The following is a 12,576-nucleotide window of genomic DNA, read 5'->3' as shown; positions in this document are numbered from 1 at the left end:
CAGGGCTTGATTTAAACGTGTATCTAAAAGGCTTAGTAACCTTTGTAGCGGTACTCTAGCTCAATTATAACTTCGCCGGTTGCCGCAGCTGATCCCGTATTTTTAACAACCAAATCGCTTGGGCCTTCATCGCCAATATATACAGGCTTAACAAACTCGCTAGCATTGCCAGCACTTGCAGTATCAAAAACAGTTAAGTCCTTTTCACCACCTGAATGATCAACAACCTGAACTGTTAGCTCAGTGCCAGTGCCTAGCGCTTCGTTAATAATACGAACGCCAGTGATTTGCGTGCCGATAGGCAAGCCATCTGAAGCAACGGTTGTAGCATTAGCCGCTAAAGCAGCAAGTGAAAGTGTTACCAGGTGTAGCGATAGATTACCGGCGGCACCTTTATAAAATGTTTCTTTCATAATTTTATCCAATTACTAAAAATTAAAGTGAAAGCCGGATTGCTCCGGCATAAAGGCTTACTGTAGAGATACAGCCGTATCTATTACCATCGTGCCGTAATCGTTTACGCGACCTGATTTGTCAGAGAAGCGCACTTTCTTACAACCATTCATCCATACGATAGCTGTTTCATTCGCATTGCCGTGGTCGGTTTTCTCTGTAGTCATAGAGAAGTGCGAGCCTGAATCAGACTTACCGTAAGCATTCGCAAGCGCTTGACCACCAAGAAGGATTGCACGATCTATAGTTGTACCCGCTTCAACAATTTTAGTTGTCGCCAATTTATCGTTTTTCGATACAGTCACTTTATCACCCGCATAGAAACGTACAGGCTTACGGTATTGACGAACAAGAATGTTGCGCCACATGATCACATCACCTTTGAATACCGGGTGATTAAAACCTTGGCCGCGTTTAATAGCGCGTGATTGAAGCTCTTGTAACTTTTTATCAGTCGCAGAAGCCCAAAGGTCACGCCATTGGCGAGGTGTTACGAATAACAAGAAGAACGGCGACTCGTTAGCCATTTGGTCAGCTTCAAATGAAATATGTTTCATTGGGTTGGCTTGTTCTTCCAGGATAAGCGCTAAGTCATCAAGCTTTTCAAGCGTCATAATATCCGCAGCATCAATTGCTTCAAAGCTTGTCGCATCACCACCAAACTGATGACGGTCATACGTTGGTGCCATCACATCGTTAACCATGATTTCTTTAAATTCTTCATGATCTTCAAGTGGGATAATAATATCATCCGGTGCAAAAGAGCCTCGCGCACCAGCAAGGTGGTACATAGCAACTTCATCTTTAAAGTCGTTGTAGTAGTTACCTAACAACGTTTTAGCAGTGCTAAGCAAGTTATGCTTAGTACGCTTTTGCGACATTTTACCGCCGCTATCAACCATCTTACGGCCTTGATCAATACGCAATTCAAATACTGTTTTGCTCAAGCTTTCGCCACGGCCTTCCAGTTTTTTATCGCCCATTGTTGGTAAACCGCTTAGGTTGTGGAATAAATCCATTTCAACCGAATCACCGGCTTGGCTTTGCAAGTCGTTGATCATAACCACCGGCGCACCCTTTTCAGTTTGCTTTTTGCCGTGGGCCATATCAGCTTTAGCCGCTTTTGGTGCAGATCCGGTTAACATGTTCACGAACGTATTTTGACGGCGTGTATGTGTAAACAGGGCAGCACCAAACGCTTTTGCCGCTTGTGCTTTTGTAATTGTGCTCATTTTAATTTCCTAGAGAAAATCTGACGCGCTCTCAAGCATCGCTTCAATTTGCGCTTCGGTCATACCTTCCATTTCTGCTGTGATAGTCGCAGCATCTTTGTCCAGTAAGTTTGCGTTAGCGCTCAGATCGCTGGCTTGTGTGCCTACGTCAGTGGGGGTATTTGGGATTGGTGCAGAGTTTGCGTTGCTTGGCTTAGGCTTGTGCTGTTCACCAAATGCGCTTTGTACGCGCTTTTCAACTTCTTTAAATCGCTCTGCTACAGATTTGTTTGCAAACGATGGGTCTTTTGCGAGCTTGTCATCAATAACCTTTGCCATATCCCACTTATCAACGTCACTTTCCATCCACTGTTTTAAGTGCTGTGAATTAGAAAACGCGTCTTGCACTTCATTTTGTGAAGTAGGTTGTTGTGGTGCTGGCTGCGGTTGATTTTTACCGCCGTATTGCTGAATTTGGTTAGCAAGTTCACTAACTAATTCGCCTAGCTCTGGGTATTCGTCCTTTATGCGTTTCATTAGCTCAGGATCTTTAAGCATTTCACCTGGTAGTTTGCGTGGATCTATTCCAGCCTCTTTAAGTTGGCTGCTATGTAGCTCGGCTACACGTTTAGATTCTGCAAACTGGCTTTCAAGTTCTGCTTTTTCGGCGGCTATTCTTTGGCTTTCGGCTTCGGCTGCTGCTACACGCTCTCGCGTTTGAACAAGTACGTCATACGGTAAGCTGTGCTGACCGTTCTTGCTGCTTACGCCAGTTGCCTTAACGTAATATTCGCCATCGATTTCAACAAAACCTTCTGGTGCTTCACCTTCTTTGGTTGACGACTCCCCTTCTACGTCTGTTTTAGCTGGTGTTTCGCTTACTTCCTGCTTTGGCTCTGCCGCTGGTGCTTCTTGTTTGATTTCTACTACAGGCTCTTTTTCGCCATCTTCGCCACCAAATAACATATCACCATCAATATCAAGACCAGCTAGTGCCGCCTCGATTTCTTCGTCAGTGCCGTTTGCTAATATCTCGTCTAGTTCGTCCACTTTATTACCCCATCGACCATTTAACGTATGGTTACGAAAATTAAAATTCAGGCGTATCGCTGCCCTTGCGAGTTTGTGCATCGCACAAAAAAGCCGCCTTGATTTCTCAAAGCGGCTTCGTTTCTGCGTAGTACGTGTTTTTTATTTAGCCTGCGTGAATAGCTTGTTTAACGATAGCGCTAAAAATATGGTCTTTAGCTTGTTGCTCTGCCGGCAGGTGATGGAATGGCACCATACATGGGTGCTCTTTTTTGTTAGCATTTTTAACCTTGCCATACTTCCAACCAGCGACTACTTTTTCAGCCATCCAGCTATCGTGAGAAGCACTAGCCGGTGCGTCAGGGTTTAAAATATGAAACGCTACGCCCTTAATGGCTGAATCAATTTGCCATTGCGGGGCCATTTCCCAACTTGGTTGTTCTTCTCGTAATGCTGCGCAATAAGCGCGGTTAACTTCGTGACACATTTTAGCGATGGCTTTAACTTGTCCCATATGCTCTTGCGGTATGCCAAGCTCGTTGTCGCCACCAACATCAGCAAATTCAATCTTGTTATAGCCTTCTTCAAACACTTGCTTAGGGCTTATTGATACATAGTCGTTTTCATACAGCACAATGTAATCGCCGGCTATCGGTGTATAGCGCGCTGTTAATGCCTGGCTAGCAATGTAAGGCAAATCAATGTCAGTTCCAGGTATGCCAATAATCAAGGAAAGTTCAGGCTGTTCGTCCATTTTTCCTACCGATTTAATCTCGGCTGCTTGAACCACTTTAAAACACTGATACTCGGCCATTACTTCGCGTATGTGTACTGTTGCGCCATCATCACCACAAAGCACTACGTTAATAACTTCTTTTGTTTCGCTCATTGCTACACCTGTATTGCGTCTAGTTGCTGTTGAATGTTTGCTTGTACGTTTGATTTCATTGCCGCTATTTCAGCATTGCTTCTGCGTACTTCACTTAAAATCTTTTCAGTTTCGGCTATCAACTTGTCGTCTTTAACTTCTTCTGTTTCAGTTTTCTTCTGTAATTCGATGATCTTAACTTTTAGCTGTTCGCGCTCAAGAGTTAGCTTTTCAAGTTTGCCTTGAATTTCTTGCATTTGTAGTTGCTCCATCGCCTGTGCTTTTTCAGCTTGGGCTTGTGCTTGTGCAAGTTCTTCTTCGCTCATATCTTCTTGAGGCTTAGGAATGTTTAACGCCTGGCGTAGAGTCGCTAAAAATTCTTCTTTGTTTGGCAGGTCCATTAGTTCAACGAACATAGGCATTGTTGCTGCTTGTGCTTCTGGCGGTATTTGCGCCATTACATTGCTTAATAGCGTTGCTTGTTGCTGGCGATACGTTGGCGTAGCTTTAACCGGCGCTAGTGCTAAGTGGCCTTTCCAGCGTGCAACATCGTTATTGCGCTTGCCATCTTCGTTAGGCTGATTAAGTAAAATTTGCTTGCGCTTGGCCTTGTCATCACGGTTAACAGTCACCTGCACGTTGTTTTGAGGCTTTAACGCTTCGATAATGTAAGCAAGTAGTAAGTCGCCTACTCTGTTACGTGAAAAGTGAAAGTTATCGTTTAATTCAGCAAGTGTTGTTGTGCCTTGCTCAACCAAATTAGAAATAGCAACACCGCTTGTTGCATTACTATCTTGCCCTAGCATTGAATTATAAACGCCGGCTGTGTCTTGGATTAACTTCATATCGTTTTGCATGAGGTTAAATTGCTGCGCTGCTATGCCTACATCGTTTTGAATACTTAACGCGTCAGAGGCTTTTAGCTTGCTTTTACGTTCCGGGTTTAATGGTATGTAACCGTCCGGCTTTTCAACCTCTTCTTTTAATCTTTTATCGCTTAACTGCGTTGCATCTTCGTCAGCAACAATTCTGCGTGCTTGCAATAGGTAGTTAAGGCGTATAACACGCGCATTAATACCGTCTTGCGCTGGCACCATTCGACTAATAAGGCCGTAAGGTTCACCGCTTGCATCTTTTTGGTAACCAATGAAAGGCACTAAGTTATACATGCCGCCTGGCGCTTCACTAGGTCTATCAATGATGCGATGAGGGCCAACAAACCACGCTTCACGAACATTAGGGAAAGAAGCGTACTCAAGTTGTACTTTACCGCTTTGCACTGCGGCTTGGTGTATCTGGTTGTTTTTATCGTACTCAATAATGCGTCCGTCACTCATTTTGATAACGTGTGCACGCTTCCATACTTTGTAGTAGATAACCTGCAGTAATACGCGGTTACGAGTTTGGTCTAACCACTCGCTTTGTCCACGGCTCCAACTTTGGCTGTCGTGCCATGCAGAATGTAACGCGTGTTCTTCTACATGTTCTTTATCTACAGTTTTATAAAAATCTTCCCACAAATTTACAGCGTTTTTTAAAATCTCTTTGTGGTCAGGAAAAGTTACAAGTGCTTCGTCCAAATCCATCCATTTTTTACGTAGCATCCAACGCGCATCGCTGCGGTCGGCTTCTTGTGCGTTCCAATCCCACCACACTTCGCGGCGGTGAATAAACTTAACGCGATAAGGCGCAGCAAAAGGAACAGGGTTTTTAGTGACTTCTACCCAGCCAATACCTGCTTTTAATTGGCTAGCATACGCATCTGAACAAGCACGATCAGCGTGAGATAAACGCCACGCATCCTTAAATTTCTCATTTAAGCCTTTTGCTAGTTCTTCGCCGTTTTCATCATCTGCCACGATCATTAAGTCAGAGCGCGAGCGTGCTTCTAAACCAAGTACACCATCAATAGTAGGCCCAATCATGTTGTGCACTATTTCTGGCTGGCCGCGATCCTGTAACACCTTTCTAACAGCTTCACTTAATTGGTCGCCATCATAGTAAGCACATGCTTTAGTTGCTGGTGTGCGCCAATCTGGTTGACTGTCTATGTCACCTAGTAGCGTTAACAGCTTATCTAGCGTAAAGCCGTCTTTATTTGATTTTACGTGATCAGCCATTTGTTATCTTGCCATCCAATGATTAGGGTTATGTGGTGCAGGTGTGTCGTCTTTAATTAGTCGCTTAGGCATTCTTACTCGCATTTCTTGTGCAATTGCATAACTCATTACTTGGTCATCAAAGCCGCCTGGTTGCGCGCCCATTCGACCTTTTTTGTCGTAAACAAACGTATTGAGCTCGTTAACTGTGCCGCGCCAAACAATGCCGTCTTTATCGTGAGTAAGCAGTTCATCAAGTCCACTCGTTAAAATTGGCTTTGATTGTGCGCTTGTATGCCAGCCTACCTTGCGTGTTTCTTCGTCCGTATCTTCACGATCAATGTGTTCTTCCGTGTAAATCCGGCTAGTTGGGTAAATCTCAACAAGCTCTTGAAGTGTTGCATGACCGTGATTGTTTCGCTCAATGCCGATATAGGCCTTGTTATACATGAGTCCGATATGCTTGTTTATGTGTGCAAACCGCTTAGGGTCTATATGACCGAACCAATGTGCTACCTGTCGCCCATCCGATCTGGCAACAACGTCTAATGAGCTGCGATCACCATGTTCCAATCCTTCGGCAACATCACCGCCGATCGCATATTCTTCGTTTTCGTCTGGTAATTCCCACATAAGCAAGTAACCAAGTGTTGATTGAGCCAACTTATCGCCACCCTTAGCGCTTAAATCAACTTTACCGTTCATTTTTTTGCGCTTGCCCGTGTATGGCTCAAGATCATAAACAAGTAATGGCTTAACGCATCGCCCTTCGGCACGCATTAAATCATCACTATCAAACACTTTACGGCCTGACGTTAAGAATGCTTCCATCGGTGTAGATGGATATTCTTGCTTCATCTTGCCCTTTTGGTTGCGTTCCTTGCCTATGTACCAGCTAATTTGCTCGTCTGTGAGCGTTACGCCGTTAGCTTTTTCAACCGCTTTGAAGTATTTGGCCTTTTCCTTTGATAGCTTTAAGCCACTCGGCGGTACTGCTGATACATACTTAGGATCATCAAACCAAGGATAAAAATGAAACTTGAAGTCTTGCGGACCAAGCATTAAGCCTGATGCTAATAGCTCCATCGCATCGACTGACATATCAAAGAAATTGCCGCTTGCGCCTTCTGCTGTTGACTCTATAAAAATATAAGAGCCTTCATGTACAGCATTAAGTGAGCCCGATTGAACCTCGTCTGCTCGTAATGGGTAGTTAGCGCATATTTTGCCGTATTCGGATACATGCAAAACCTGCAGTGTTCCCGAACGAAAAGAAACAGCAACTCGAATCCATGAGTCATTGTTGAATTTAATGCCGGTGCCTGTTTTACTTTTTACTGAGCGCTTACCTGTTTTTAACCAACTTGGTAACCGCTCATAGGGATACAATATCTTTGATGAAAATATTGCGCCGGCTTCGTCTTTACCCTGGGCAATTACCCCGCACTGCCTATTGTCGTTAAACATGGCATGGTCCAGGATAAAAACCTGTATTGCTGTACTGAACCCCAATTGACGCGCTTTTAAGATGATGTTTAAAAACCACATCGTCATAAACAATACGGTTTGCGCTATACGACAACGAAACAAAACCTCACGGCCTTTCTCGTCCGCAATGATGTATAAGTTGTTTATTCGCCACCACCAACAATCAAGGTATTGCTCGCAACGCTCTAATAGCTCGACTTCATCTAGTTCAAAGCGTTCTTCTGGTGTTAACCAAGTGCTTTTAGGGTATTTAGCTAGTTTGGGTTGCATTACTGACTAACCACGGTATCTAAACCGCCTGTACGTTTATCAATGAAATCATCAAGCTTACTAGTGCCGCCAGCTTCTTTGCGTGCTTTAGCTGCTTCATGCTCTGCAATTTCAGCTTGATGTTTACCGCGTTTGGTTGCGTTAACCAACGCTTTTGTTTGTTGTGAGATACGAGCTGTTTCTACTACCAATTTACCGCGTGCCAACGTATCTGTTTCAAGACTAGACAGTGTTTTTATTATTGACTCTACACGCTGCACGTTCCTATCAAGCGCGTTTTCGGCTTTAAACATTGACTCATAGAGCCGTGTTCTTGCTTCATTATTAGTGTCTGAATCATCTAATAGCTTTTGAATGCCGTGAATAGCATCCATAACCATGTGAATGCGAGCCCGACAAAGATCAAGTTCATCTTCAAGCGTTGTCGCCTCAACAAGCTCGTTCACATCATTATTGAAGTATTTTGTATACCCGCCATGCTTAACTAAATGTAGGTTTCTACTGCCGGGCTTAACACCTGGCTTTTGTTTTCCGTCCTTAGTTTTACGCTCTTTAGCTTTTGGTGTATTTTTTAAATTAGCTTTAGGTAGCTTTATGTAACGCCTAGCAGTGGCGTAGTTAATCCCATTAGCTTCGCAAAAGTCACGTGGCCCAATACCGGTTAGCTCGTGCTCGTTTAAAAATAGCTCGCTTAAATCGTCCCATTTTGACACTACTTGTCACCGTTACCGCCCTTGATGCCAATGCGCTGTTGAAAATAACGCTCTAGCAAAAAGATTGACCTACCACCCATGTGCCCTGATATACCTGCAGTAGCGGCTGTAATGGTGGCTGACATACCCATTTCCTGACATATCAATACTGTAATGATCCCTGCAAAGCCGCTAACAGCCCATTCACCTATAAGTTCAACAACGCTAAAAGGTAATTTATCGCTTTTTCTACGATTAATGTAATTCACTGTACCACCCCAAATGGCAAGCAATAGAAACCAAACGTAACCAAGGCCCAAGTCAATCAAACCCTTTAATATTGGCCCTGTTTCGTTAGGCATTGTCTCTTTCCTTAACTGTCTTGGCTTTTATCATGCGCTCAATAAGCGGTGTTACGTTTTTAATTGCTCTCTCACCAAACAAAAATCCAAGCACAAGTAAATTGATTATATAAAGAGCACCTTCCTGCTGCTCGCTTAATGTCCCCCAACTGCCACTGAAAACTTTAAAGTCCATGTACAGAGTTGCATAACCCCAAATAGGACGCTGACAACCGCGTAAAAAAAGCATTAAGGGACCAAGTAACGGCACTGCTTTTAAATCTTTAGCAGTTCCTTCCAGTTCAGCAATGCGATTGTTAAAAATCGTTTGCTCCTGGATGACTAACTCTTGAACTTTTAATGCATTTTCATCAACCGACGTTTTGATACGTAAATCTAATTCAGCCTTTTCCTGCTCGCTCATGCTTGGTGGATAATAATCCTTAACAGCCTGAACAACTGACGAGCCCAAGCCGCCACTAAAAAAATCAACGGCTTTAGTTAATATATTGCTCATGCGTTTACTATCTCCAATGCTGCAGGCTTACCATCAAGCAAAATCATTAGCTCATTGAATGCGCCAGCACTATTTAAAACTGCCCACTCATCGCCAACAGTGCCAAGGCCTTTTCCTGGTGCAATGCAGCCTGCCAATTCGGTTGCTTTGTTTGCAACATGAATAAGAATGTGTGTGCGTAATGAAGGTCCGTAGATAGTTACGCCCAAATTTTGTTGCTGTAGCGCATAGCATGTTCCATGCTTTGGACTTTCGTGAGGCACAAGCTCATAGATTCCACAAGGAACACAGGAAACGGAAGGTTTATTGTTATTCCATTCGCGTTCGACTGTAAGACAAACTAATTCGCCTTTTGCGGATAACTCGCCAAACGTACCAAAAATACCTTTTGGTGTTGGAAAGCGTTTAAGTAAAAGTTTCATATTGGACCTTTTATTTAGCACATTAAAAAACCCAGCTTATGAAGGCTGGGCTTAACTAAGAGATAAAATGACTAATGTAAAAATTATCATTCTGTCCATACGAAAAACCCGCAATTAAGCGGGCTTTTATAACTAGGAGTAAAATTCCTAGTTTATTAGTGGGAAAGTGACAATGAATGGTCTCAAATCAAGATTGATAACTGCCTCCATAGTCATTTTCCCTTTACTGTATTAATGAACTGTGGCATAACCGTCTGACTATTATCGTATTCTATCAATCTTAATATTTCACTACACTCATGATGTATATGATTAGCTAATTCAAACGTATTTCCATCAAGCCCAGGCCTAGCATCTTCTAATATTTTAAGCTGTATGTTTGACTTATCTTTTATCTTTTCCAATTTCTCGTTTACATAGCCAAGTTTTTTTTCTAAGACAGTTCTTACAGTTTCACTACCTTCAACTCTAAAAAGAAGGGTCTTTCTTTCATCTTCAAGCTCAGATAATTTTTCTAACTTTGAACTAATTTCCGCTTTTGATGAAAGCAGCTCTTCCTTCGCTTGGTTCTCATTCTCTTGTGCTGTAACGTTATCGTTTATGAGCTGATGCTGTTTTTCTTTCAATTGTACAACTTCATCTTCTAACTTTTGGTACTGAGACTCAGTAACCATTTTCTTCCAGTTCAGTCTATGGAGCCAGAGATTTAACTGATGCTCTGCAAATTGTTTTATAACCTCAACCACATTATTGAGCCACGGAACTACACATATAACCACAACTGTAATTAAAACGGGGAACAGCACTTCCCACTCAAATGGTATACGCACAAATTTTATGCTGGGCTTTAGTGGTTCATACAAGAACCAAAAAATCAATTTCCAGTTCCAAGTGCACGACACCCAAAAAAAGGTGAAAAGAAACGGGCTAGCTAATCGCTCTCTAAATAAATCTAATGCGCTACTATCATTCTGCTGGTTGTTCATTTTACGTCCTTTTAAAAACAAAAATCCGCTCAGTCATAAACTAAGCGGATTTCTTCAACGTGGAAAATAGTATATCAGGATTGGGGGGTTTGCAAGTTAATCATCCCACCTTGGTTTTGATATATGGCAATCGTTAATCCAATTAAACAATTGAGTTAAACGATTTTGAGCCTCTTCGTATTCTATCTGGCCTAAATCAATAGACTTCCAAATATCGGATAAAACATCAGGAGCTTGCTCTGGTATACCTATAAGAAAATGACTGCGTAACATATTAAATAACACATCACCATCAGGGCTTGCGTCTTTGTTATCCCATATAGATCCAGTCCCACCAATTCCCCAACCACACAACAATTCCTCTAATTCCACAGTTTGCATACTGTCTGTATTTTCTTTCAAAATTTCTACTTTAAACAACATAGTATTACCTTAAATAGTATTTTTTATATGTCCTCGATGCATGCGTACAGAGCTGGCCACAACACCTTCTAAAGTGAACTCGTCACCACCTTTGAGTTTGTGAGGTCCGTATTCATCACTTGCAGAAAGTAATTGATTGTTTTTAAAGTCTGCTATTTTGCAAACATACTGACCGTTTAGTACAGCAACTATTACGTCACCAGGCTCAACGTTCAAACTCCTATCAATCAAAAGTACATCACCATCAAATATACCTACACCTTCCATTGAACGGCCGCTAGCTAAACCATAAAAGGTCGCGTCTTTGTTTTTTTCAATTAAGCCTGTTATACCATCGGGTAAATCGCTAAATGAAGTGAGTTTATTGAAATTACTCTCATACATTGTTAAATAACTCGCTTTGAACTGGATCTGCAATATGTATTAACTTAAATCCGTCATATCCAGTGACAACTTTAAGAGAGTCAAATAGTGGCTTAGCAGTGTCATGAAAATTATTTTTCATTGATATTATTGCTCTCACTTCTCCTATTAAATCTATATTTAGCTGTTCAATACCTTGTGCAAAAGGACTAGAACTTGTCATAACTTCAAATTTAAATCTACGAAGTTCCTCCTGGTTTAAAATAAGCTGCCTATGCATCTTTTCTGATGTTTCTTTATAGATAGGCTTTACATAACTTAAATAATCTGACAACTGGTCATGAGTGAGGCCCGTTGGGACATCTTGAAATATTCTTTTAGCTTCACTTGAAAGTTGATGGTAGTTAGTTGCTGTTAGCGTCTCAAAGCTTTTTAGAAACTTAAGGTTTAGCTCGTTAGTCTTACTCTCATGAACCATAAAATATAATTTTGATAACGCTTGATGTAACTCCTTTGCTGAGTGATGATTGCTTTGATGCAACCAAGAGTTACTTGTAAGCCAACCTACTACTAATAACATGTTGGTAGTATAAGCTATAAGAACCGTATACACGGCAATAACAACATCGCTAAAACTGCCCCAACTTCCATCTTTTACTTGAAAACCATAAAGTAAAAATAACAAAATAATAAGTGCTAAGTATCCAGCTGTTAATCCCACAAACCACTTTCTAAACTTATTCATGAAGCGTCCACCTCGATTTTTTCAGCCAAAGCTCTTAACTTATAAGCAATCGTAGTTTTGGTATCATTTTTATTGAAATATGCTTCGAGATGTTCTGAATTAGTGTCTATGCGCAGTGTAAAATGACAGTGTTCGCCACACCCTACAGGCTGAACTTCTATGTTGGTGAGTTTATCTTGCATGGTTATATCCTTACTTCATGCTCTATTCTGTATAAGCTAATAGCTAAAATTTATATTCTTCATTCTTTTATATCATAAACTTAGCGGTAATTATTCTAATAAACTAAATATATTGACATGATCATATAAAAAGTTAGTCTAAAATTAAGTTTACTATTTTTGGCAGTTAATAAAAGCTATGACATTCAGTTTTTCATTTGAGGACATTGAACTCTTATCGCCTTTAAAAGTTAGACGTAAAAAGTCTAATGCGCTCCGTAAAGAGATCATTAATCACTACCTGCTAGACCACTTCAAAAAGTATTTCTCAAATGCAAAGCCTACAAGCTCTAATCATACTTGTTTATTACCCGCTGCTCTCAGGCCTATATATAGAAAGCCAACCATCAAGCAGATCTTTTACATTCCATACACTGTATCCACCTTCGTCTCTATTTTTATGCATGACAGTGAGAGATACCTTTCATAATGAAGGGTGTCACACCTC

15 protein-coding genes are annotated in these 12,576 nt (G+C 41.6%); all 15 read right to left on the bottom strand.

From position 1 onward, the window contains the following. Window positions 1–32: 32 nt before the first annotated feature. The gene (locus tag I6F43_RS07985) at window positions 33–413 is read right to left on the bottom strand and encodes a hypothetical protein (protein ID WP_197101758.1); all 381 of its coding nucleotides are present in this window, start codon (window positions 411–413) and stop codon (window positions 33–35) included. A 57-nt stretch (window positions 414–470) separates the two neighbouring features. Continuing rightward, window positions 471–1,685, bottom strand: a complete 1,215-nt coding sequence (locus tag I6F43_RS07980) for a N4-gp56 family major capsid protein (protein ID WP_197101757.1) — start codon at window positions 1,683–1,685, stop codon at window positions 471–473. 9 nt (window positions 1,686–1,694) lie between these two features. Further along, the gene (locus I6F43_RS07975; protein ID WP_197101756.1) at window positions 1,695–2,795 is read right to left on the bottom strand and encodes a hypothetical protein; all 1,101 of its coding nucleotides are present in this window, start codon (window positions 2,793–2,795) and stop codon (window positions 1,695–1,697) included. A gap of 64 nt (window positions 2,796–2,859) precedes the next feature. Beyond that, window positions 2,860–3,582, bottom strand: coding sequence for a RyR domain-containing protein (locus I6F43_RS07970; protein ID WP_197101755.1), 723 nt, complete (start codon window positions 3,580–3,582; stop codon window positions 2,860–2,862). 2 nt (window positions 3,583–3,584) lie between these two features. Next, the gene (locus I6F43_RS07965) at window positions 3,585–5,681 is read right to left on the bottom strand and encodes a portal protein (RefSeq protein ID WP_197101753.1); all 2,097 of its coding nucleotides are present in this window, start codon (window positions 5,679–5,681) and stop codon (window positions 3,585–3,587) included. A gap of 3 nt (window positions 5,682–5,684) precedes the next feature. After that, window positions 5,685–7,418 carry a terminase gene (locus I6F43_RS07960; protein WP_197101752.1) on the bottom strand — a complete coding sequence of 578 codons (1,734 nt, stop codon included), beginning with the start codon at window positions 7,416–7,418 and terminating at the stop codon, window positions 5,685–5,687. Next, the gene (locus I6F43_RS07955) at window positions 7,418–8,131 is read right to left on the bottom strand and encodes a hypothetical protein (protein WP_197101750.1); all 714 of its coding nucleotides are present in this window, start codon (window positions 8,129–8,131) and stop codon (window positions 7,418–7,420) included. Before I6F43_RS07955 ends, I6F43_RS07960 begins: the two co-directional genes overlap by 1 nt. Further along, complete coding sequence (locus I6F43_RS07950; RefSeq protein WP_182734388.1) at window positions 8,131–8,472, bottom strand: phage holin family protein; 342 nt, start codon at window positions 8,470–8,472, stop codon at window positions 8,131–8,133. The genes I6F43_RS07955 and I6F43_RS07950 overlap by 1 nt, the downstream gene beginning before the upstream one ends. Beyond that, on the bottom strand, window positions 8,465–8,968 hold the full coding sequence (locus tag I6F43_RS07945) for a hypothetical protein (protein ID WP_197101748.1): 504 nt from the start codon (window positions 8,966–8,968) through the stop codon (window positions 8,465–8,467). The genes I6F43_RS07950 and I6F43_RS07945 overlap by 8 nt, the downstream gene beginning before the upstream one ends. Beyond that, window positions 8,965–9,390, bottom strand: coding sequence for a DUF5675 family protein (locus tag I6F43_RS07940; RefSeq protein WP_197101746.1), 426 nt, complete (start codon window positions 9,388–9,390; stop codon window positions 8,965–8,967). The genes I6F43_RS07945 and I6F43_RS07940 overlap by 4 nt, the downstream gene beginning before the upstream one ends. Window positions 9,391–9,602: 212 nt before the next feature. Further along, the gene (locus I6F43_RS07935; RefSeq protein WP_197101744.1) at window positions 9,603–10,376 is read right to left on the bottom strand and encodes a hypothetical protein; all 774 of its coding nucleotides are present in this window, start codon (window positions 10,374–10,376) and stop codon (window positions 9,603–9,605) included. 96 nt (window positions 10,377–10,472) lie between these two features. After that, entirely contained in the window at window positions 10,473–10,799 is a 327-nt protein-coding gene (locus I6F43_RS07930; RefSeq protein WP_197101742.1) for a hypothetical protein, read from the bottom strand. 9 nt (window positions 10,800–10,808) lie between these two features. After that, on the bottom strand, window positions 10,809–11,183 hold the full coding sequence (locus I6F43_RS07925) for a LexA family protein (protein WP_197101740.1): 375 nt from the start codon (window positions 11,181–11,183) through the stop codon (window positions 10,809–10,811). Next, entirely contained in the window at window positions 11,176–11,907 is a 732-nt protein-coding gene (locus I6F43_RS07920) for a hypothetical protein (protein WP_197101738.1), read from the bottom strand. The genes I6F43_RS07925 and I6F43_RS07920 overlap by 8 nt, the downstream gene beginning before the upstream one ends. Beyond that, window positions 11,904–12,089, bottom strand: coding sequence for a hypothetical protein (locus I6F43_RS07915; protein ID WP_197101736.1), 186 nt, complete (start codon window positions 12,087–12,089; stop codon window positions 11,904–11,906). Before I6F43_RS07915 ends, I6F43_RS07920 begins: the two co-directional genes overlap by 4 nt. Between the last annotated feature and the right edge of the window lie 487 nt (window positions 12,090–12,576).

Source organism: Pseudoalteromonas sp. NZS71_1 (genome assembly GCF_015864305.1).
GTDB lineage: Bacteria > Pseudomonadota > Gammaproteobacteria > Enterobacterales > Alteromonadaceae > Pseudoalteromonas > Pseudoalteromonas arctica.
The sequence above is the reverse complement of the archived record's forward strand: the minus strand, read 5'-3'. Positions and strand labels throughout refer to the sequence as shown.